At 72.5% G+C, this 21584-nt stretch carries 16 protein-coding genes and 1 pseudogene; 11 read left to right on the forward strand and 6 right to left on the reverse strand.

What is annotated here, in order from left to right; translation table 11 throughout:
* The first annotated feature begins 405 nt into the window (after nucleotides 1-405).
* From ACGH7X_RS04475 to ACGH7X_RS04510, 8 genes are all read left to right on the forward strand, one after another.
* Nucleotides 406-2100, forward strand: coding sequence for an RICIN domain-containing protein (locus tag ACGH7X_RS04475; protein WP_399881842.1), 1695 nt, complete (start codon nucleotides 406-408; stop codon nucleotides 2098-2100).
* Between the two features lie 451 nt (nucleotides 2101-2551).
* A complete protein-coding gene (locus ACGH7X_RS04480) occupies nucleotides 2552-4123 on the forward strand; it encodes an SDR family oxidoreductase (protein WP_399881844.1) in 1572 nt (523 codons plus the stop codon).
* Nucleotides 4124-4177: 54 nt separating this feature from the next.
* Complete coding sequence (locus ACGH7X_RS04485; protein WP_399881846.1) at nucleotides 4178-5551, forward strand: cryptochrome/photolyase family protein; 1374 nt, start codon at nucleotides 4178-4180, stop codon at nucleotides 5549-5551.
* 10 nt (nucleotides 5552-5561) lie between these two features.
* A complete protein-coding gene (locus ACGH7X_RS04490; protein ID WP_399881848.1) occupies nucleotides 5562-7061 on the forward strand; it encodes a cryptochrome/photolyase family protein in 1500 nt (499 codons plus the stop codon).
* Between the two features lie 136 nt (nucleotides 7062-7197).
* Complete coding sequence (locus ACGH7X_RS04495) at nucleotides 7198-8340, forward strand: polyprenyl synthetase family protein (RefSeq protein ID WP_399881850.1); 1143 nt, start codon at nucleotides 7198-7200, stop codon at nucleotides 8338-8340.
* The gene (locus ACGH7X_RS04500; RefSeq protein ID WP_399881852.1) at nucleotides 8337-9905 is read left to right on the forward strand and encodes a phytoene desaturase; all 1569 of its coding nucleotides are present in this window, start codon (nucleotides 8337-8339) and stop codon (nucleotides 9903-9905) included. Before ACGH7X_RS04495 ends, ACGH7X_RS04500 begins: the two co-directional genes overlap by 4 nt.
* On the forward strand, nucleotides 9892-10887 hold the full coding sequence (locus tag ACGH7X_RS04505) for a phytoene/squalene synthase family protein (RefSeq protein WP_399881854.1): 996 nt from the start codon (nucleotides 9892-9894) through the stop codon (nucleotides 10885-10887). The genes ACGH7X_RS04500 and ACGH7X_RS04505 overlap by 14 nt, the downstream gene beginning before the upstream one ends.
* Nucleotides 10884-11891 carry a DUF5914 domain-containing protein gene (locus ACGH7X_RS04510; RefSeq protein WP_399881856.1) on the forward strand — a complete coding sequence of 336 codons (1008 nt, stop codon included), beginning with the start codon at nucleotides 10884-10886 and terminating at the stop codon, nucleotides 11889-11891. Before ACGH7X_RS04505 ends, ACGH7X_RS04510 begins: the two co-directional genes overlap by 4 nt.
* An 83-nt stretch (nucleotides 11892-11974) precedes the next feature.
* On the opposite strand, the gene ACGH7X_RS04515 is transcribed toward ACGH7X_RS04510, so the two are convergent.
* The 6 genes and pseudogenes from ACGH7X_RS04515 to ACGH7X_RS04540 form a co-directional block, all read right to left on the reverse strand.
* Nucleotides 11975-13471 carry an FAD-dependent oxidoreductase gene (locus tag ACGH7X_RS04515; protein WP_399896777.1) on the reverse strand — a complete coding sequence of 499 codons (1497 nt, stop codon included), beginning with the start codon at nucleotides 13469-13471 and terminating at the stop codon, nucleotides 11975-11977.
* A gap of 95 nt (nucleotides 13472-13566) precedes the next feature.
* Nucleotides 13567-13968: pseudogene (locus tag ACGH7X_RS04520) on the reverse strand (class I SAM-dependent methyltransferase); the annotation flags it as partial.
* Nucleotides 13965-15170 (reverse strand): FAD-dependent oxidoreductase, encoded by a 1206-nt coding sequence (locus ACGH7X_RS04525; protein ID WP_399896780.1) that lies wholly within the window; start codon nucleotides 15168-15170, stop codon nucleotides 13965-13967. The pseudogene ACGH7X_RS04520 and the gene ACGH7X_RS04525, both read right to left, overlap by 4 nt.
* 26 nt (nucleotides 15171-15196) lie before the next feature.
* Entirely contained in the window at nucleotides 15197-15907 is a 711-nt protein-coding gene (locus ACGH7X_RS04530; protein ID WP_399881858.1) for an SDR family NAD(P)-dependent oxidoreductase, read from the reverse strand.
* 119 nt (nucleotides 15908-16026) lie between these two features.
* Nucleotides 16027-17274, reverse strand: a complete 1248-nt coding sequence (locus tag ACGH7X_RS04535; RefSeq protein ID WP_399881860.1) for an NAD(P)/FAD-dependent oxidoreductase — start codon at nucleotides 17272-17274, stop codon at nucleotides 16027-16029.
* Between the two features lie 178 nt (nucleotides 17275-17452).
* Entirely contained in the window at nucleotides 17453-18472 is a 1020-nt protein-coding gene (locus ACGH7X_RS04540) for a MerR family transcriptional regulator (RefSeq protein ID WP_399881862.1), read from the reverse strand.
* A gap of 116 nt (nucleotides 18473-18588) precedes the next feature.
* Between ACGH7X_RS04540 and ACGH7X_RS04545 the strand changes: the two genes are divergently transcribed.
* From ACGH7X_RS04545 to ACGH7X_RS04555, 3 genes are all read left to right on the forward strand, one after another.
* Nucleotides 18589-19263, forward strand: coding sequence for an RNA polymerase sigma factor (locus tag ACGH7X_RS04545; RefSeq protein ID WP_399881864.1), 675 nt, complete (start codon nucleotides 18589-18591; stop codon nucleotides 19261-19263).
* A gap of 229 nt (nucleotides 19264-19492) precedes the next feature.
* Complete coding sequence (locus tag ACGH7X_RS04550) at nucleotides 19493-20014, forward strand: SRPBCC family protein (protein WP_399881866.1); 522 nt, start codon at nucleotides 19493-19495, stop codon at nucleotides 20012-20014.
* Between the two features lie 137 nt (nucleotides 20015-20151).
* The gene (locus ACGH7X_RS04555; RefSeq protein ID WP_399881868.1) at nucleotides 20152-21543 is read left to right on the forward strand and encodes an MFS transporter; all 1392 of its coding nucleotides are present in this window, start codon (nucleotides 20152-20154) and stop codon (nucleotides 21541-21543) included.
* Nucleotides 21544-21584: the final 41 nt, after the last annotated feature.

Here is a 21584-nt window from a genome sequence, read left to right on the forward strand (position 1 = left end):
CACCGGCTGGGTGCATGTGCGCGGGCACGCTCGAAGGAGTGAGCGAGCAACATGTCGAGGGACCGGCGTGGCCCGCAAGGAGATCGCCCGGGCAGGCAACGGGGAAGGCGGTCCGCTCACCGGAGGCCGACGCCGCTCTCGGCATGAGGCGCCGGGGTCTGGGACTAGCCGCCAGTGTACGCGGCATGGGGGACGGCGCACAGGCTGCACGGCATCTGCGGGCGACAGCGGCGATGAATCCCCGCCCTCATCGCTCATCACCACCAGCCTCGTCAACTACCGCCGCTCAAAACGCCGTCGCCCCACCCGCCGACGGCGCGGGCCGGGCTCGCCCTCCTGTTTACATCGATGTACATCCGCCTCTACTCTGGCGCGGATTTCGTCCTCGCAGGAAGGAAGACCGTCGTGATCCTCCGCCTGTACCACTTCCTCAGACGCGCCCGCGCACGTGTCGCGCTGTGCGGTCTGACCGGCGTCCTCAGCCTGGCACTGGCCATTCCGGCCACCGCCTACGCCGTGTCGCCCCCCGATTCCCCGATTCCCGTCGCGGCGGACACCGCCGCCCTCGCTGCCACCGGAACGCCGCTGCGTGACGGCACGGGTCTGTACCCTCGAGCCGTCCGGCTCGCCCACAACGGCGCGGCCAACGGGCGCATCCTCGCGAGTGTCGTCACGTTCGACGGCAACAACGGCGTCGGCGCCATCCACGAGAGCACCGACTCGGGTGCGAGCTTCCGCGAGGTCGGCCAGGTCGTCGATCCAGAGTCCGCGGCGGGCCAGGGCCTGTGCTGCGCCACGCTGTTCGAGCTGCCCCGGCAGGTGGGCGGGCTGCGGGCCGGCACCCTGCTGTGGGCCTCGTCGGCCGGACAGGACGAGCAGAACCGCCGGATGGCGCTGCGGATCTGGCGCAGCGACGACGTGGGGCGCTCCTGGTCCCATCTCTCCTCGTGTGCCGTCGCGAGCGGCACGGGTGGCCTGTGGGAACCGGAGTTCTCGGTCGCCGGAGACGGTGCGCTGGTATGTCACTACTCCGACGAGACAGACCCCGGGCACAGCCAGAAGCTGGTCGCCGCACGCAGCTACGACGGCGTCCACTGGCAGGACCACCACGAGACCGTGGCGAGCACCCTGTCGACGGATCGGCCCGGTATGCCGGTGGTACGGAAGCTGCCGAACGGCAGCTACTTCATGAGCTACGAGATCTGCACTCCCAGCGGCCAATACCAGTGCGTGGTGCATTTCCGGACCTCGCCGGACGGGTGGGACTGGGGAGACCCCACCTTCCTCGGGTACCGGCCGCAGACCGTGGACGGCAAGTACTTCCGCGCCGCACCAACCGTTGCCTGGGCGCCCTCACCGGACGGCGCTCCGAACGGACGCCTGCTGCTGATCGGGCAGCGCCTCCTCAACAGTGACGGCACTCCCGCGGCGGACAGCGGCCGCACGATCCTGGCCAACACGGAGAACGGCAGCGGGCCGTGGTACGAGATCGAGGCGCCGGTGGCGGTGCAGGCTCCGGAGGTGAACTACTGCCAGAACTACAGCTCGCCGTTGCTTCCGACGGCGGACGGCCGGGAGGTGCTGCAGTTGGCCACGGACTTCGACGGCTCGGTGTGCAAGCCGTACTTCGCCACCGGAAGCCTCACCGGCACCGGTGACGCGGCCGGCGTCGTCGACGGCGCGCTCTACCGGCTGGTGAACGCGGGCAGCGGGCACTGTCTCGACGTCGCGGCCGACTCGCGGGAGCCCGGTGGCAACGTCCAGCAGTGGACCTGCAACAGGCTTGACCCCCAGAACTGGACGCTGCGCGCCCACGGTGGCGGCCACTTCACACTGACCGGTCGCAACAGCGGCCACTGCCTGGACGTGGAGAACGGCTCCGCCACTGCGGGCGCGAATGTCCGGCAGTGGTACTGCAACGGGCTGGCCGCGCAGGACTGGCGCCTGGACAACGTGGGCCGGGGCTACTACCGGCTGGTCGCCCGCTCCAGCGGCCAGTGCCTGGACGTCTCCGAGGGCTCACGCGAACCGGGCGCCAACGTCCAGCAGTGGACGTGCAACGGACTGCAACCGCAGATCTGGCGGATGGAGCGCGTCTGACCCCACCGGCTCACAGCGGCGAGCAGCTCGGTGTGGCAACCGACGCGGAAGGATCCGAGCACGCCGAACGATCGGCGTGCTCGGATCCTTCCGCGTCGGTGATGTGGCGCGTGGCGGCGCCCGAGCCACCCGTCGTCACCATGCTGTCGCGGCGTGAACCGTCTCGTCTCGCCGCTGCGGAGTTCTTCGAGGCCGCGGGACTGCTCGGCGCCGGCGGGCGAGCCGGCCGGGCCGCGCACCCTCCCGGTACTCCGCCCGGCTGACCCCGTCGAGACTGAGCGTCCTTCGCATCCGCGCGCCCGGCAGCGCCAGAAGTATTCGCGTGAGGGCCGGCGGTCCCGGCGTCGTCACGGACTCCGGCCGCCGCGCCGCGACAGGCGCGGTCATGGTGTTGCGGCCATGATCGGGGGACAGGGGGCGGCAACGGGACAAGTACCGGAAGGAAACGACAATGGGAACCGACGGACAGCCCGGCCCGGAGCGGTTGCGCTGCCTCGTGACCGGGGCGTCCGGCTATGTCGGCGGGCGTCTGGTCCCGGAACTGCTGGAGGCCGGCCACCGGGTCCGGTGTCTGGCCCGCTCCCCGGGCAAACTCCGCGACCATCCCTGGGCGGTGGACGCCGAGACGGTGCAGGGGGACGTCACGGACGCCGACTCGGTGGCCGCGGCGATGCGCGGGATCGACGTCGCGTACTACCTGGTGCACGCGCTCGGCACCGGTTCCGGTTTCGAGGACACCGACCGCCGGGCGGCCCGGATCTTCGCCGAGCAGGCGCACGCCGCGGGAGTGCGCAGGATCGTCTACCTGGGCGGTCTCACTCCCCGGGGCGTGCCCGAGCAGACGCTCTCCCCGCACCTGCGGTCACGGGCGGAGGTCGGGCGCGTCTTCCTCGACTCGCCGGTCCCGGCCACGGTGCTGCGGGCGGCGGTCGTCATCGGCTCGGGTTCGGCGTCGTTCGAGATGCTGCGCTACCTCACCGAACGGCTGCCGGTCATGGTCACGCCCAGTTGGGTGCACACCCGAACGCAGCCCATCGGGGTACGGGACGTGTTGCGGTACCTCGTCGGTTCGGCCGCCATGCCGGACGACGTCGACCGGACGTTCGACATCGGCGGGCCGGACGTGCTCACGTACCGGGACATGATGGACCGGTACGCCTCCGTCGCCGGACTCAGGCATCGGAAGATCGTGCCCGTACCGGTGCTCACGCCTCGTCTGTCCAGCCACTGGGTCGGGCTTGTCACCCCGGTGCCCGCCTCGCTCGCCCGGCCGCTGACGGAGTCGCTGCGTCACGAGGTGGTGTGCCACGAACACGACATCGCCCGCTATGTACCCGACCTTCCGGGCCGGCCGCTGCCCTTCGACGAGGCCCTGGCCCTTGCCGTGCGGCGGGTTCGGGAGGCGCAGGTCGCCACCCGCTGGTCGTCCGCCGGCGTGCCCGGAGCTCCCAGCGATCCCCTGCCCACGGACCCGGACTGGGCCGGCGGCAGCCTTTACGAGGACGCGCGGCAGCGGCCGGTCGACGCCTCCCGTGAGTCGCTGTGGAAGGTGATCGAGGGGATCGGCGGAGACAACGGCTGGTACTCCTTCCCGCTGGCGTGGGCGGTACGGGGCTGGCTGGACCGTTTCGTCGGCGGTGTCGGGCTGCGCCGCGGGCGACGGGACGCCGAGCACCTGCGGGTCGGCGACTCGCTGGACTTCTGGCGGGTGGAGGAGATCGAGCCGGGACACCTGCTGCGGCTGCGTGCGGAGATGCGACTGCCCGGACTCGCGTGGCTGGAGATGTTCGCGGAGACCGACGACGCGGGCCGCATCCGCTACCGGCAACGCGCCCTGTTCCATCCCAGGGGTCTGTTCGGCCACGCCTACTGGTGGGCCGTCTCCCCCTTCCACGCCGTCGTGTTCGGCGGGATGGCCCGCAACATCACCCAGGCCGCGGCCAAGGGCCTGGGCGCACGCGGAGCCACGGCGGGTGCGGGCCGCATCCGCAGGTCGCGTGCGAGGAGAAGCCCGCTCCGGTAAGGGCAGTCCAGCAGTCCCCCAGCGCCACCGGCGCCACCTGTCAGGAGTGCCACCATGACCGTCGCGGTCGTCCTGCTCACCTCGGACCTGCGCCTGCACGACCATCCGCCGCTGCGCGCCGCGCTCGCGTCCGCCGACGAGGTGGTGCCGCTGTTCGTGCGCGATCGCGGCATCCACGCGGCCGGCTTCGACGTGCCGAACCGGATGGCCTTCCTCGCCGACTGCCTCGCCGATCTCGACGCCTCGCTGCGCCGCCGCGGCGGCCGACTCGTGCTGCGCTCGGGACCGGTCGCCCGTGAGGTCGCCGCGGTCGCCGCCGAGTGTGGTGCGCAGGAGGTGCACGTGGCCGCGGGAGTCACCCGTTACGCGCATCACCGAGAGGAGCTGCTGCGCAAGGCGCTCGACGAACGCGGGGTGGCCCTGCGGGTGCACGACGCGGTGATCACCGCTCTTGTTCCCGGCCAGGTGACACCGTCGGGCGGCGACCACTACTCCGTGTTCACCCCGTACTTCCGCCGCTGGTCGGGGGAACGGCTGCGGGACGTCTGCCCCGCACCGCGAACCGTGCGCGTGCCGGACGGTGTGCGCGGCGAGCCCCTCCCCTCCCGGGAAAAGGTGACCGGCACCTCGCCGGGACTGCTCAGGGGCGGGGAGACCAGCGGACGCGACCGCTTCTCCCGCTGGGCGCGCGAGGATCTGTCCGCGTACGAGGACCGGCACGACGACCTGGCCGGTGACGCGACCTCCCGGCTCTCGCCCTACCTGCACTTCGGCGCCCTCTCACCGGTGGAGCTCGTCGAGCGCGTCCGGGGGCGCCGCGGCCCCGGGGCGGAGGCGTTCGTGCGCCAGCTGTGCTGGCGCGACTTCCACCACCAGGTCCTGGCCGCCCGGCCGCAGGCGTCCGTCCAGGACTACCGCACCCGGCACGACCGGTGGCGCGACGAGGACGAGGCGTCCGAGGACGTCGCGGCGTGGCGGGAGGGCCGTACCGGGTACCCGGTCGTGGACGCGGCGATGCGCCAGCTGCGGCACGAGGGCTGGATGCACAACCGGGCCCGTCTGCTGGTGGCGAGTTTCCTGACGAAGACGCTGTACGTGGACTGGCGGATCGGCGCCCGGTACTTCCTGGACCTGCTGGTGGACGGCGACATCACCAACAACCAGCTCAACTGGCAGTGGGTCGCGGGCACCGGCACGGACACCCGCCCCCATCGCGTCCTCAACCCGGTGGTCCAGGGCAAACGCTTCGACCCGCACGGTGATTACGTCCACCGGTGGGTTCCGGAACTGCGGCCCGTGGCCGCCTCTCGCGTGCACGAGCCGTGGCGGCTGCCCGAGGAGGAGCGGGCAGGCCTGGACTACCCGCAACCGCTGATCGACCTCGGCGACGGCTTGGCGCGCTTCAAGCACGCGCGCGGCCGGGACTGAGGCGGACGCCGTGCACTGGCTCTTCGGCGACCAGCTCGGTCCGCACTTCCTGCGCCCCTCGCAGGAGAGCGGTCTCACCCGCGACTCACCTCTGCTGATGATCGAGGCCCGGTCGGTGTTCCGTCGCCGGCGCTTCCACCGGGCCAAGGCCCACCTCGTGCTCTCGGCCATGCGCCACCGCGCGTCCGAGCTCGGCGACCGGATCACCTACGTGCGCGCGGACACCTACCGGGAGGGCCTGGACCGGGCGGCGGGCGACGACGAGGTGACGGTTCACCATCCCACCTCGTACGCCGCCGTGCGGCTGGTGCGTTCGCTGCCGACGGTCACCGTCGGGCCCGCGCGCGGCTTCCTCGTGCCCATGGCCGACTTCGCGGCGTGGGCGGACGGCCACGGCGGGCGGCGGCTTCGCCAGGAAGGCTTCTACCGCTGGGTCAGGCAGGGACACGACCTGCTGATGGACGGCGACAAGCCGGCCGGCGGCCACTGGAACTACGACCACGACAACCGGCAGCCACCGCCCCGCGACGCGTCCGCCCTCCCCGTCTCAGCGCCCTACCGGCCCCGCGAGGACGAGATCGACGAGAAGGTCCGGCACGACCTCGACCGCTGGGAGAAGGACGGCGACGTGTCCTTCGTCGGGCGGGACGGGCCGCGTCTGTTCCCCGCCTCCCGTGCCGAGGCCCGATCGGCACTGCGGCGTTTCGTCGAACACCGGCTCGGCGCGTTCGGCCCGTACGAGGATGCCATGCTCGCGGCCGACCCCGTCATGAGCCACAGCCTCCTGTCGTCCTCGCTCAACCTGGGTCTGCTCGACCCCGCCGAGTGCGTCGAGCGTGCGGAGGCGGCGTGGCGTGCCGGGCGGGCACCGCTCAACAGCGTCGAGGGGTTCGTCCGGCAGGTCGCCGGCTGGCGCGAGTACGTGTGGCAGCTGTACTGGTACTTCGGCGAGGAGTACCGCCACTCCAACGTCCTGCGCCACACCGCGCCGCTGCCCGGCTGGTGGAACGACCTGGACGCGGACGCGGTGGAAGCGCGATGCCTGCGCACTGTCCTGGCCCAGGTGCGTGACACGGGGTGGACGCACCACATCCCCCGGCTCATGGTTCTCGGGAGTCACGCACTCCAGCGGGGCTGGGATCCGGCCGCGGTCACGGACTGGTTCCACCGCTGCTTCGTGGACGGGTACGACTGGGTGATGGGGCCGAACGTCGTCGGCATGTCCCAGTACGCCGACGGCGGCCGGATGACCACCAAGCCCTACACGTCCGGTGGTTCCTACATCAACCGGATGAGCGACCTGTGCGGCCCGTGCACGTACCGGCCGGGCGACCGCACGGGCGAGCACGCCTGCCCCTACACGGCGGGCTACTGGTCGTTCATGGACCGCCACCGCGCCCGGCTGGAGCACAACCACCGCACCGCCCGCGCGGTACGGGGACTGGACCGACTCGCCGACCTCGACGAACTGCGGCGCCAGGAGCGGACGCGCGGCGACGCGCCGCCGTGAAACACACGGATGGGGCCGGTGGGATGAGCGGTCGCCGGGGAACCCGCTTATTTACGGCGGTAACCAGTGCATCCACACCCCGTGCCACAGCCGAAGCACTGGTGTGCGGGTGACGGAAAGTGAGAAGGGGCTGCGCATGCTTGGACTACGGTCGGCCGTGGCCGGCACGGACGGACCTGCCGACGACCCGCACACCGCCCTGCACGCCGTCGCGGATGTCGAGGCGGTGCTCGAACGTGTCCTGGACGCGCGACTGCTTCAGGCCCGAGCGACCGATCCGGTCTTCGCCCGCGACGTGGCCGCCCGGGTCAGCACGTTCGTCCGGCGCGGCGGCAAGCGGCTGCGCACGGCGTTCACGTGGTGCGGATGGCGGGCGGCCGGCGGCTTTGGCGATGCGACAGCGGTCCTCGGCACGGGCGCCGCCCTGGAACTGGTGCAGGCGTGCGCGCTCGTCCACGACGACGTGATGGACGGTTCACCGCTGCGCCGCGGAGCGCCCGCCCTGCACGTGGACCTGGCCCGCATGCACCGGGCCACCGGGATGAGCGGCCCTCCGGAGATGTTCGCGACCTCCGCCGCGGTACTCGCCGGAGATCTGGCGCTGGTGTGGGCGGACGACTTGCTGACGGAGACGGCGCTCGGCTCGCCGCACGGCGCGCGGCTGCACCGCGAGTGGCGGGCGATGCGGGAGGAGATGGTCGCCGGGCAGTACCGGGACATCCACGCACAGGCGACCGGTTCGTCCGGCACCGAGGAGGCCCTGGCGGTCGCCGTGCTGAAGAGCGCGCTGTACACGGTCGCGCGACCACTGACTCTGGGGGCCTCACTGGCCGGCGCCGACGAATACACCCTGGACGCCCTGCGCTGCGCCGGCCGGTCGGTCGGGCTGGCCTTCCAGCTCCGGGACGACCTCCTCGGCGCGTTCGGCGACCCGGCGGTCACCGGCAAACCAGCCGATGAGGACCTGAGTTCGCGCAAGCTCACCTACCTCCTGGCCGTCGCCCTCGAGCTCGCGGCGGCCGAGAGCGACGAGAAGGCCGCCGCCGTCCTCGCCCCCGGCTCGGGTACGCGCTCCTGCCACACCGTCGAGAGCATGAGGACCGCACTGGAGCGCACCGGAGCCCGGGCCGTGGTGGAGTCGAAGATCGCGGAACTGGCCGCCGAAGGTCTGCGGCACCACGAGCGAACCGGGGCACCCCCCGCCGTACAAAGGGAGTTCGCGGCGATGGTGGAGCGGGCGTCGGGCGTCCCCGCGGGCCGCACCGAGGAAGTCGCATGAAGACGGTGCCGGGTCGGACGGACCACGTCGTGGTGGTGGGTGCCGGACTGTCGGGCCTGGCCTGTGCCCTTCACCTGCTGGGAGCGGGCCGCCGGGTGACGGTCGTCGAACGAAACGCGGGTCCGGGCGGCCGGGCGGGCCGGATGGAGCTGTGCGGCCACCAGGTGGACACCGGCCCCACGGTGCTGACGATGCCGCACCTGGCCGACGAGGCGTTCGCGGCCGTCGGTGACAGTCTCGCCCGGCGCGTCGACCTGGTGGCCCTGCACCCGGCCTACCGGGCCGGCTTCGCGGACGGTACCTCGCTCGACGTGCACACCGACGGTGAGGCGATGGAGGCGGAGGTGCGACGATTCGCCGGACCGACGGAAGCCATGGGCTACCGCGCACTGCGGGACTGGCTGGAGCGGCTGTACCGGGCGCAGATGCGACGCTTCATCGGCTCGAACTTCGACTCCCCCCTCCAGCTCATGCACCCGGACCTGGCCCGGCTGGCGGCACTCGGTGGATTCGGTCGGCTGGACGGACGCATCGGCCGTTTCATCTCCGATCCCCGGCTGCGCCGGGTCTTCTCCTTCCAGGCCCTGTACGCCGGAGTGGCACCGGCCCGCGCACTCGCGGCCTACGCGGTGATCGCCTACATGGACACGGTGGCAGGCGTCTGGTTCCCCAAGGGCGGCATGCACGCACTCCCCCGCGGCATGGCGGACGCGGCGGCCGACGCGGGCGCGGACTTCTGCTGGAACGCCGACGTGACCGAGCTGGAGCGCTCGGCCGGCCGGGTACGCGCCGTACGGCTGGCCTCCGGTGAGCGGATCCCCTGCGATGCGGTGGTACTGACATGCGAACTGCCCACCGCATACCGGCTGTTGGGCCGTGCTCCACGGCGTCCGGTACGGCTGCGTCACTCGCCGTCCGCCGTGGTCCTGCACGCCGGGACCGACCGAACCTGGCCCGGCCTTGGCCATCACACCCTCTCCTTCGGTGCTGCCTGGGAGCAGACCTTCGACGAGTTGACCCGTACCGGGCGGCTGATGAGCGATCCGTCCTTGCTGATCACCAGGCCGACCGCACACGATCCCTCGCTGGCTCCGCCGGGCGGGCATCTGCACTACGTCCTCGCACCCTGTCCCAACACCGCGGTCGGCCCCTCCGCCGAGGACTGGCGGGACCTCGGGCCGCGCTACCGCGACAGTCTCGTCGCCGAACTGGAGCGCCGGGGGCTGGAGGGCTTCTCGGCGAGTGTCCGACAGGAGCAGCTGGTGACACCGCTGGACTGGACGGCGCAGGGGCACGCGGCCGGCAGCCCCTTCTCCGTCTCCCACACCTTCGCCCAGACCGGTCCCTTCCGCCCCCGCAATCTCGTCCGCGGCATCGAGAACGTCGTGCTGGCCGGCTGTGGCACCACTCCCGGTGTGGGGGTCCCCACGGTGCTCATCAGCGGCCGGCTCGCCGCCGACCGGATCACCGCCGGAAAACGCCGCCGATCCCCGCGCGACCGGCGGGCCTTCGCCCCCGCCGACTCGTCCGCCCCCACCGTGGCAGGTGCCCATGACCCGTCGTGAACTGGACGCCGCGGGGGTCGCCGACCCCGCCCTGCGCGCCGCCTATTCCTGCTGCCGAGAGCTCAACGCCCGGCACGGCAAGACCTACTTCCTGGCCACTCGCCTGCTGCCGGTGGAGCATCGCTCGGCCGTGCACGCCCTGTACGGCTTCGCCCGGTGGGCGGACGACATCGTGGACGACCTGGAGCGGCGCGAGGCGCCCTGCGAGCGCGACCGGCTGCTCAAGTGTCTGGAGGGCGACCTCGCGTACGCGCTGCGCAGCGGCGGCGGGGACGAGCCCGTGGTGCGGGCCGTGGCCGACACCGCCGCCCGATACGGCATCGACCACGCGCTGTTCGCCGACTTCCTGACGTCGATGCGCGACGACCTGCGCGTCACGGACTATCCGACCTACGCGGAGCTGCGGGCGTACATGCACGGCTCGGCCGCGGTGATCGGCCTGCAGATGCTGCCGGTCCTCGGCACGGTCGTCCCCCGTGAGGAAGCGGCACCACACGCGGCGGCTCTCGGGGTGGCGTTCCAGCTCACCAACTTCCTGCGGGACGTGGGCGAGGACCTGGACCGGGGCCGTGTGTACCTGCCGGCGGACCTGCTCGCCGCGCACGGCGTGGACCGGGAGCTGCTGGAGTGGAGCCGCGGCACGGGGCGGCGCGATCCGAGGATCCGCGCGGCGCTCGTCGCGGCCGAGGCCATGACGAGGGGCGTGTACCGAGAGGCGGAGCCGGGCATCGCCATGCTCGACCCTCGCGTACGCCCTTGCATCCGCACCGCGTTCACGCTCTACGGTGGCATTCTCGACGCGATCGCCGAGCAGGGGTACGCGGTGCTGCACCGCCGGGCGGTGGTGTCCCGTCGACGCCGTGCGGCCTCGGCCGCGGCCGGTGTCGTACACATCGCCGCCGCGCGGTGGCGCACACGGGAGCGACGCCGTATGCCGCACGCGGGTGGCGCGGCACTTCAGGGGAAGGGACCGGCGCAGTGACCGATCGAAAGCACCGCGGCGGCTGGACGCCGCCGCTGCGGCGACGGGGCCGGTCGGACTGGGCGACGCAGCCGCCGACCTGGCAGGAGGCGCGCCCGGCCCTGATCGCCGACGCGCTCAAGCGCGCCGCGTCCCGGCCGTCCGGCAACTGGTTCGTCGTCGGTGCCTCACGGGACGTGCGACCGGGTGGCCCGCCCCGCGGCAGGACGGTGGGCGGCGTCGAGGTCGTGCTGTGGCGCTCGGACACGGGTGAACTGCGTGCGGGGCCCGGCGTCTGCCCGCACCTCGGGGCGCCACTGCGCGACAGCCGGGTGGTGTGCGGCACGCTGGTGTGTCACTGGCACGGGCTGGCCCTGGACGGCGGTCCCCGCGCGGGCTGGGAGCCGTACCCCGTCCACGACGACGGAGTGCTGGTATGGGTCCGGCTGGACACCGTGGGCGGCGAGGAACCGCTGGCGCGACCCGTGGTGCCGCAGCGTCCGGTGCCGGGCACAGGAGTGGACGCCGTGTTCGTCGCGGTGGGACGGTGCGAGCCCCAGGACGTGGTCGCCAACCGGCTGGACCCGTGGCACGGTTCGTGGTTCCACCCGTACTCGTTCGTGGACCTGACGGTGGTCCGGACGCCCCGGGGCGAGGAGGACGACTCCTTCGTGGTCGACGTCTCGTTTCGCGTCACGGGCGGACTGGTGGTGCCGGTGCGGGCCGAGTTCACCGCTCCCGGGCCGCGCACGGTGCTCATGCGTGTCACCGAGGGCGAGGGAGTTACGTCCGTGGTGGAGACCCATGCCACACCACTGACCGGAGCAGCGGCCGAGCAGCCGCGGACCGCCGTGGTCGAGGCGGTCGTCGCCGCGTCCGGCCGGCGGGGCTTCGCACTGGCTCGGGCCGTCGCTCCGGCACTGCGCCCGCTGATGCGCCGCACGGCGGGACGGCTGTGGCGCGACGACCTGGCCTACGCGGAGCGGCGCTGGGAGCTGCGCAGCACCGGCCGGTTCCCTGGGTGAGCGTGGCGGGTGGCCGGGCGCCGCACGTGGTCGGCTCCTGCCTCTGGGATCTGGGATCCGGGACGGAGCCTGGAACAGGGGGCTCACCGTCTGCCGAGTGCGCCGAGCGTCCTGAGCGCGGCGGAACGGCCCGCACGAGGCACCGTCCACAGCACCTGCCCCCGTACGCCCCACCTGGCCAGCAGCTCACCCGCCGCCAGGAAGCCGGTGGTTGCGGCACGTTCCATCAGAGCCACGGGCAGGTCGCAGCGGATGGCGTCACCGGCCAGCGTCACCTGGGGGTGGGGCGTAGCCACGGTGGGCCGCCGGGCGTGGGAGCCGATCGGGAAGAGCGGGCAATCGGCACGCCACTCGTGCCGTGCGTCGACGATCTGTGCGTCGCCCGTCTCGGGGTAGACCCGGTGCAGGCTCTCGAGCACACGCCTTTGGACCTGCTCCCGGCCCGCGTCGGCCTCGACGGCGTACGCGTGCAGTTCCACGACCGCACCGCCGGTTCTGGCCGCCCAGCGGGCGGCCTCACCCTCGTAGCGGTCCAGGACACTGATGTTGTCGAGTCCGTCGTAGCCGCTGGTACCGAGGAAACCGGGGCGGTCGGCGCGAACGGGCCGGTCGAGCCAGAGCCGGGAAACGAGGAAGGACGGGGCGGTGCGCAGGCAGGCGACGTTCTCGCGCCAGGACGGCGTGCCCAGGTCTGGTGAGGCCGCCACGGTCTCGCGCAGTGCGCCGGGGTCGAGTGCGAGTACCGCCGCGTCGTGGCGGTGAGCGGTGGTGTCGGTCCGCACGGTCACTCCCCCGTCGTCGTCCGGGCGCACGGCACGTACGGGGCTGCCCGTGCGCACGTCCGCTCCCAGGCGCCGGAGATAGTCGCCGAGGGGTTCCCACAGGGCCTGCGGGAAGGGGTCGTCCGGCACGTCGAAGAGAAGGCCCTCGGACGAGCCCAGGAAGTAGATGTGGAACATCAGCAGGAGTTCCGCGGCGGACAGTTCACCCGGGTCGGCGAAGAAGCTGCGGGAGAACACCTCGAACGCGAGATGGTGTGCGGCCTGCGGGAAGCGTACGCGGTCCAGGAACGCCGTCGCGCCGAGCGAGTCGAAGCGGTCGTACACCTCGGGAACGCGGACGTCGAGGAGTGGCAGCGCCGCCCTGGGGTTCATGGCGGCGAGGTCGCGCGGGCCGAAGGTGGGGCTGAGGGCGACGAATCCGAGGGCGCTGAGGGGTGGCGTGCGCGGGACGCGGGCGAAGCTGTCGGTCAGTCCGCCGCTGTGCCGCAGGGGGTAGTCGGGCAGCGGGCGGAGACGGTCCAGCCCGGGGTCGGTTCGCCGCAGCAGGCCGCGCAGGTTGTAGTACTGCCGGAAGAAGGCGTGGAAGCCGCGACTCATGGTCGCCTCGGAGCCGTCGGCCAGCCGCGTGCGCCATCCGGCGAGACGGCCGCCGAGCGACTCCTCCCGCTCGTAGAGGGTCACTCGCGCGCCTCGCTCGGCCAGCAGGACGGCGGCGGCGAGACCCGCGACGCCGCCACCGGCCACGGCGACGTGCGGAGCGTCCGGGCCGTCGAACCGGCTGCGGCCGGGCGGGGGCATCAGGATCGCGGCCTTGCGGTCGCGGCCCCTCCGGGCGGCGCGGTGCGGGGCGCTCACCGGGCGTCCTCCGTGACGGCCGCGGACCCGTCGCGAGCCAGCACGTCGTCCGGGTCGGTGCCGTTGCGAAACAGGTAGGCGGCGAAGACGGCGTCGTAGAGGTCCTCCCCGGTCTCGGCCACCTCCTCGGCGGTCAGGTGGCGAAAGCTCACGCGGGCCGGCCACGGTTTGGGCAGGGCCCGCCGCAGCATGCCGGCCGAGGCGTCGACGGCAGTGATCCGGGCGCGCGGGGCGGCTCGCAGCAGCGCCCGGGTGGAGGTGGCGGTGCCGCAGCCGAGATCGAGCAGGTGCGGACCGGCTCCGCCGTCGGGCAGCCGTAGGCGTCGCGCCGAGCGCAGCAGGTCGGTGTGGTAGCCCGGGTTGGGTGCCGTGAGGCGGTCGTAGGTGTGCGGGGCGTGGTCGAAGGCCCGTGCCGGGTCGTGGTCGCGCAGCAGTGTCATCGGCTGTTCTCTCCGGTGCGGGGGACGGGCTGGGGGCGGCGGGACAGGAAGGGCAGTTCGAGGGCGGTCCGGAGCATCGGTCGGACGGGCGTACGCAGGCCGATGCCCAGTTCCTCCAAGGGCGAGGTGGCTCCGTCGAGGAAGCGCAGCAGACGTTGTGGCGGGATACGGCGGAACAGGTCGGTGAAGAAGTCGGGGCCGCTGATCCGTCCGGTGTCCAGGGCCCGGAGCAGTACCGCGTCCATGGCCAGCGCCCGCCGTCCGTGCGGTGGAGGCACGCGTGCGCGTCCCTCGTGCAGTGCGGCGGCGATGGCCCGGCTCTGCCGTTGTACGGCTGCGAAGGTGTAGCCGGTCGCGGGGCGGGTCGCGCCGCCGGCGGTCCCGGTCCGGAAGACGCCCGGCCCCATGCGTCGGGGGAAGCGCGCGTCCGTCATGGGGATGACGCCCTGCTCGGCCGACTCCACGGTGTAGGCGGGGAGTTCGAGGGTGTCGCCGCAGTAGCGGGTCAGGGCCGACTCGTAGGCCTCCGTGGTGAGCGGCGTCCGGGAGAACTCGGTGTACTCGACGAGCGCCCGGTCCGGAGCCAACGGCAGTACGTAGCCGAAGGCGAGCCCGTGGCGGGGCTGTGGCACCCGGAAGTCCATCAGGTCGGCGACCTCGGGATCGAACCGGGCCGCGTCGGTGCGCACGAACCAGCCCCGGAAGTGCTGCAGGAGCTGTGTCCGGGCCGGAGGCAGGGTACGCGACGGGCGGGAGTCGAAGACGTGCCGGGCACGCAGCGTCAGCGAGCGCCCGGCGGCCGTCGTGCACTGGACCTCCGCGCCGCCGGCCGTGGCGCATACCGTGCCCGCCGTCGCGCGCAGCAGACGCCCGCCCGGGGAATCCGCCAGTCGGGCATGGACCAACCGCTCGAACGCGGCTGAACGGATCATGCGGTAGCGAAATGGCGACGGTTCGACGGTGACGGCGTCGCCACCGGTGCCATGTACCCGCAGTCGGGACCAGGCGGCGCTCACCGCTTCGTCGAAGTCGCCGCCGCCGCGGTCCCAGAAGCACCAGGTCCGCTCCGGCGGGCGCAGCGGGCCGTCCGGTGCCTCCACCACGGTTACGTCGTGTGAGCCCGTCGCCGTCAAATGGTGCGCCAGGCTGAGACCTGATGCGCCGCCGCCGACGATGGCCACGTCGCAGGTCGCGTCGCGCATCTCGTCGTACGGGTCGCCTCCTCGGTTCACTTGGCGCGCCGTTCGACGACCGGTGTTCCGTCCGGAGCCGTCAGCAGCAGTTCGACGTCCGCCGCCATCGCGTCGGCCACGGCGGTGACGATCCGACGCGGGTCGCCTCCCTTGGGCAGTGGGGGCGCGGAGCCCGCGACAGCCCGGTCGGCGAAGCCCGTGTCGAGGTGCCCCGGCCGGACGTCCAGGACGTTGATGCCGGCGGTGCGTGCCTCGCGGCGCGCGGCGACCAGCCAGGCTCCGAGCGCGGCCTTGGAAGCGCTGTAGTCGGCCATCCCCGCCTGCGGGGATTCGGCCACCACGCCGGTGAGGCCGGCGACGAGGGAGCCGGGTGGCATGACGGACAGCGCAGCGCGGAAGAACGCGGCGGGTGCGAGGAAGTTGACCGCCATCAGGTGCTCCGCCACCTCGTCGCCGACCTCCGTCGTCCGGCCGAAGGCGACCGATCCGAAGGCGGTCACGACGGCGTCCAGCCCGCCGAGGCCGTCCGCCGCAGCGTGCACGGCGCGGGAGCAGGAATCGGGGTCGTACGCGTCGAAGAGGAGGGTCGCAGCGCCCGGGTACGGTTCGGCGGCCCGGGCGAGGCGCACCGGATCACGTCCGGCGAGCGCCGGGCGCGCGCCCCTCTCGGCCAGTTCGGCGGTGAGGGCACTGCCGAGGGCGCCGGTGGCACCGGCCACCAGCACGCGGGCGCCGTCGGGTTTCACGTCTGACTCCTTTCGCCGAGGTCGCCAGGAAGACGCACGGGTAGGCGGTCCGCCTGCGCCGCACCGTGTCTTCCGGGGGCCGGCCGTCGGTGGATGCGCCGGACCCGGTTGCCGTCGAGTCAACAGCGCGTGAGGTCGCACAGCACCTCGCGCGCCGCCCGCGTACCCGACGCCAGGGCGCCCTGCACGGAACCGGTGGCACGATGGTCCCCGCAGACAAACCTGCCCGGTTCGAACCGCGCCGTTCGGGTCAGCGGCCAGGGCGGCTCCATGGCGGGCAGGGCTCCCTCAACGGTGTACACGGCGAGCTGCCGCCAGCCGCTGGTGTCCGTGTCGTACAGCTCGGCCAGGCGCCGGCGCACCACCTCCGCCGTCCCCGGCCGGTCCGGCCCCAGTACCGAGGTCGACACCAACGCGGTGCCGGGCGGCGCGTACGTGGACGTCACCTCGCTCAGCACGCACGTGTTGAGCAGCGTCCCGCTGCCGTCCACCACGAGGGTGGGTTCAGCCAGGGGCGAGCGCGCCGCGGCATGGTAGTACGTCGTGACCGTACGGCCGTCCGGCACGTCCAGCCCCGGCAGCAGACGGCCCGCCCGGGCCGCGTCCGTCGCCACCACCACGGACGCGGCCGACAATTCGCGGCCGTCCGCCAGGAGGACCCCGGCGTCGGTGACCGCCTCGACGGGTGTCTCCAGGCGCAGCACGCCCTCGGGCAGACCATCCGCCAGCTGGGCGGGTACGGCGCCGACTCCGTCGGCGGGGAGGCACAGGGTTCCCCTGACCATGCTCCGCCAGACCAGATGGAAGAAGCGGGCAGACGTCTCCAGCCGGTCCTCCAGGAAGACGCCGGACAGGAAGGGCCGCAGGATCTCGGTGACCGTGCGGGCGGAGACCCCGGCGCGGGACAGGGCGGCGGCGGCGGACCGGTCCGGACGTCGTTTGAAGGCGCCGGCGGGCAGCAGCGCGTCCCGGGCGGTGAGGGCGGCCAGCGCGGCCAGGTCACGGGCCGGCAGCGCCCGCCCCGGCAGCAGCGCCCCCACCTCTCCCGGCAGCCGGGTCGGATCACACAGACGGACGGGGCCCGTCGACGTGTGGGCGACGATGCCCGGGGTGAACGGTCGCAGTCGCAGACTCCGCAGGTCCAGGCGCCGTTTCACCTGCGGGTAGGAGGTGTTGAACACCTGGAAGCCGCGGTCGAGCAGAAACCCGTCCACCTGGTCCGTGCGCATGCGCCCGCCCACACCGTCGGACGCCTCCAACAGCGTCACCCGTCGTCCGGCGCCGCACAGGTCCAGAGCACACGCGAGGCCCGCGAGCCCGGCACCGACGACGACGGTGTCCGGGCTACCAGCGTGCCGAGCGGTCATGTTCCTCATCCTCTGGCGTGTCGTGCCTCTCCACCTTCTCCGCCTTCTCCGCCTTCTCCACTTTCTCCATCGACGCACCCTTTCCGCCGAAACCCGGGAGGTCGGCCCGCTGCGCTCTCGTCGCTGCGTTCGCACGGACCGCGTGTCACCACGACCGGTACCCGTCGGCCGGGCTCCGTCACCCACCCACCGCCGAGACCACCGCCGTGACCGCCTCGGCCAGCCCGGGCGGGCGCGGCAGCCCGTGGGCAGTCTGCCCGGCCCAGCCCGGACCGAGCGTCAGAACCACCGGTTTCCTGCGGGCGCCGCGCACACCCCACTCGATCGCGGCCACATGCTGAGCCAGCGGCCGGCTGGCGGTGGTGCGGGACTGAGCCCACAGTCCCACCACGGCCGGCCCCGTCCTGCGGACCGTCGCGACGAGCGACTCGACGGGGAGCGCGCCTCCGAACATGCGCACGGGCAGGCCGCGTTCCGCAAGAGCGGCGGTCAGCGCCTCCAGCGGCAGCGTGTGATTCTCCGCGGGCACACAGGCGAGCACGGTGGACGCACCGGGCCGGTCGGCAACCACCGGCGGAGCGTGACGCCGCAACACGCCGGAGACGTGCCAGGACAGGAAATGCTCGACCTCCACGTACCTCTCACCCGAGCTCTCCCACTTCCGGCCGACCGCCTGGAGCGTGGGCATGATCACCTCCGTCCAGGCGGCGACCAGGCCGTGCTCCTCGACCGCCGTCTCCAGGAGCCCGTCGAGGGCGACCGCGTCGAGGCGAAGGGCCGCGCGGGCGACTCCTCTGCACTCCTGACGTACGTCACCGAGACGCAGACCGCTGCCGGCCCGGCTGCGTCCGCGGGCCGGCGTCCGGGACGGTTCGGCGGCGGCACCTCGTTCCGGCACCGGAACCGGCGACGGGGTCTCAGGCCGTCCGGGAACGTCCGGCGCGGTCTCGCCGAGCGCCAGCCGAGCGGCCTCCGCGGGCGGCAGCCCCCTGGCCGTCAGGGCGCACATCCGCTCCAGCCGCGCCACGTCCCGACGTGCCCAGCGGCGGTGCCGGCCGCCGGTGTGCCCGGTGGGGCCGAGTCCGTAGCGGCGGTCCCACGAACGGACGGTCGTGGGCGCCACCCCGAGCCGCCTCGCCACCTCGCCGGTGGTCAGCCCGCCATCGCGCCCAACCCGTGCGTCGTCGCCCTCGTTCACAGTCCCATATTACGACGCACAAACGACGCATGTTGTGTGCGTCGTAAACCCCCACAAAACTGGGTCCGCACGGAACGCACCGAACGCACGGAACGCGCGGATGGAGGAACCAGGCGATGATCACCAATTCGCTGCCGCCCGGCGTCCGCCCCCCGATCGCGAGGGAGATCCGGCACGAAGACGAGCTGGCCCGTGGCATGTGTGCCGCCGACGAACAGGCGTTCGCGGCCGTCTACCGACGATGGGGATCACTCGTCCATACGATGGCCAGCCGATCGCTCGGCGACACGCACGAGGCCGAGGACGTCACGCAGCAGGTCTTCCTCGGCGCGTGGCGCGGACGCGCCGGATTCCGTCCCGACCGGGGTCCTCTCGGCGCCTGGCTGGTGGGCATCACCCGCCGCAAGATCGCCGACGCTCTGACGGCCAGGACGAGGCGGGGCGTACTGCTCGACGCGGCGGCGTACGACGCCGACGCACGAAGCTGCGCACAGGCGACGCCGGACGACGTCCTGGACCGGGTGCTGTTGGTCGACGCCCTCTCCCGGCTGCCTCGCCGCCAGCGAGAGGTCCTCTGCCTGGCCTTCTACGAGGATCTGACGCAGCTCCAGATCGCGGAGCGCACCGGTATGCCCCTGGGCACCGTGAAAAGCCACGCGCGGCGTGGCCTGCACCGGTTGCGCGAGAGGATCGAGCAGGGCGCCACCGACGTGGCCCCGCCGACCGCTGAGAACGACCGCGCAACACTTGTGAGGCTGCGCGACATGCGGAACCTCTCGACGAACGGGTGATCCCCACAACCTCCCGAACTCCCCTCGCCCTCGCCGCCCCCGCCGGCGAGCCCATCCTCACGGCCTTCGTCAACGACGTGCCTTCTGGCGACGGTCCTGTCGCTCGACGACTACGGCGGGCACGCACACCGGGGCGGGCCGGTCCGCTCGGCTGAGAGCCCGTTCCGAGGGACGGGTGGCATGATTGCTACTGGACAGTAGCTCTCCGTTTCTCTCGGGAGGCAAGGCAGTGGCCCGTACCTTCACCGTCAGCAGCAGCATCGTCATCGGCGTCTCACCACAGGCCGCCTACCTGGCAGTCAGCCGCCCAGGCGACATGGGCCGGTGGAGCCCGGAGAACCTGGGCACGACCGACGGCCCTGGGGACGCGAGCGCCACGGTGGGTACGAGGTTCGTCGGCCGCAACAGGCGCGGAAGGTTCCGGTGGGTGACGCGGTGCACGGTCACCGCGGCCGAACCGGGTAGGCGCTTCGCCTTCCGTGTCCACGCCATCGGCCTCGAACGCCCGCGGCTGCGCGGCCCGATCGCCACCTGGGAGTACCGCCTCGAACCGGTCCCCGACGGTACGCGCGTGACGGAGAGCTGGACGGACGACCGGCGCGCGTGGCCCACCTTCGCGGCGAACGCCTTCGACCGACTCGTCACGCCGGGCAGGACGTTCGCCGAATTCCAGGTCCGCAACATCGAGACGACCCTGCGCAACCTCAAGCGTGAGCTGGAGCGGGAACGCGGCGTGCGGAGCACCGCGTAGCGCCTGAGCCAGCATGGTGGCCGCACGCATACCTGCCCCTCGAACTATGGTGCCCCGCCACATGTGCGCCTGACCTGCGTGTTCCTACGGTGTGCCGACACGTACCCGTCCCCACCGCACACGAGGAAGTGGCGCACATGGCCTCAGCAGCATCCGCTCCCCCGACACCCGGCAACCTCAAGCGCATCGTCGCCGCGTCCCTCATCGGCACGACCATCGAGTGGTACGACTTCTTCCTCTACGGTTCCGCCGCCGCGCTCGTCTTCAACAAGCTGTTCTTCCCGGACTCCGACCCGCTGGTCGGCACACTGCTGTCGTTTTTGACCTACGCCGTCGGGTTCGCCGCACGTCCGGTGGGAGCCCTGGTGTTCGGGCACTACGGTGACCGGCTCGGGCGCAAGAAGTTGCTGGTGCTGAGCCTGCTGATGATGGGCGGGGCCACCTTCGCGATCGGGCTGCTGCCCACCCACGCGACCATCGGCACGGCCGCTCCCGTGCTGCTGACCGTGCTGCGGCTCGTCCAGGGTTTCGCCCTCGGTGGTGAGTGGGGCGGGGCCGTGCTGCTGGTGTCCGAGCACGGGGACGCGCGGCGGCGCGGGTTCTGGGCGTCGTGGCCGCAGACCGGGGCGCCGGCGGGCCAACTGCTCGCGACCGGTGTGCTGTCGCTGCTGACGGCCGTGCTGTCGGACACCGCGTTCAACAGCTGGGGCTGGCGGATACCGTTCCTGCTCTCCGGGGTCCTGGTCATGGTCGGTTTGTGGATTCGTCTGTCTGTCGATGAATCGCCGGTGTTCAAGCAGGCGTTGGCGCAGGCCGAGACGCGGAAGTCACGGGCGGCCGAGCCGCTTCCGCTGGTCTCGGTGATGCGCCACCACTGGCGCGACGTCCTGATCGCCATGGGCGCGCGGATGGCGGAGAACATCAGCTACTACGTCATCACGGCCTTCATCCTCGTCTACGCCACGACCGCGGCCGACGTCTCCAAGCAGACCGCGCTCAACGCCGTACTGATCGCCTCCGCCGTGCACTTCGCGGCCATCCCGGCCTGGGGGGCGCTGTCGGACCGGGTCGGCCGGCGTCCGGTGTATCTGCTGGGCGCGGCGGGTGTCGGGCTGTGGATGTTCCCCTTCTTCATGCTGATCGACTCGGGCCACTTCGGCAGTCTGCTGCTCGCGGTGACCGTGGGACTGGTGCTGCACGGCGCCATGTACGCGCCCCAGGCGGCCTTCTTCTCGGAGATGTTCGCGACCCGGATGCGCTACTCCGGGGCGTCGATCGGCGCCCAGTTCGCCTCCGTGGCGGCCGGTGCGCCGGCGCCGCTGATCGCCACCGCGCTGCTGTCCGAGTACGACAGCTCGACGCCGATCGCGCTCTACGTGATCGCCGCGGCCGTGCTGACGCTGATCGCGGTGGGCGTGGCCAGGGAGACCCGCCACCGGGACCTGACGGACGTCATGTCCGGCTCCGGGGGCGAAGACGGGGACGGGACGGTGACCGCCTCCCCCGCGCAGGGTGCGCGCAGCGTCTGAACCGCCCCGCCGGCTGCCCCCGTACGCCCGTGCGTGCGGGG

The sequence above is a fragment of the Streptomyces sp. BBFR51 genome (assembly GCF_044591655.1).
In the GTDB taxonomy this organism is placed as follows: Bacteria; Actinomycetota; Actinomycetes; order Streptomycetales; family Streptomycetaceae; genus Streptomyces.

Excerpts from the sequence above, each read along its gene's own strand:
- ACGH7X_RS04480 (WP_399881844.1), top strand. The coding sequence starts at position 2,552 with ATGGGAACCGACGGACAGCCCGGCCCGGAGCGGTTGCGCTGCCTCGTG.
- ACGH7X_RS04485 (WP_399881846.1), top strand. The coding sequence starts at position 4,178 with ATGACCGTCGCGGTCGTCCTGCTCACCTCGGACCTGCGCCTGCACGAC.
- ACGH7X_RS04495 (WP_399881850.1), top strand. The coding sequence starts at position 7,198 with ATGCTTGGACTACGGTCGGCCGTGGCCGGCACGGACGGACCTGCCGAC.
- ACGH7X_RS04500 (WP_399881852.1), top strand. The coding sequence starts at position 8,337 with ATGAAGACGGTGCCGGGTCGGACGGACCACGTCGTGGTGGTGGGTGCC.
- ACGH7X_RS04505 (WP_399881854.1), top strand. The coding sequence starts at position 9,892 with ATGACCCGTCGTGAACTGGACGCCGCGGGGGTCGCCGACCCCGCCCTG.
- ACGH7X_RS04515 (WP_399896777.1), bottom strand. The coding sequence starts at position 13,471 with ATGCCCCCGCCCGGCCGCAGCCGGTTCGACGGCCCGGACGCTCCGCAC.
- ACGH7X_RS04525 (WP_399896780.1), bottom strand. The coding sequence starts at position 15,170 with ATGCGCGACGCGACCTGCGACGTGGCCATCGTCGGCGGCGGCGCATCA.
- ACGH7X_RS04535 (WP_399881860.1), bottom strand. The coding sequence starts at position 17,274 with ATGACCGCTCGGCACGCTGGTAGCCCGGACACCGTCGTCGTCGGTGCC.
- ACGH7X_RS04545 (WP_399881864.1), top strand. The coding sequence starts at position 18,589 with ATGATCACCAATTCGCTGCCGCCCGGCGTCCGCCCCCCGATCGCGAGG.
- ACGH7X_RS04555 (WP_399881868.1), top strand. The coding sequence starts at position 20,152 with ATGGCCTCAGCAGCATCCGCTCCCCCGACACCCGGCAACCTCAAGCGC.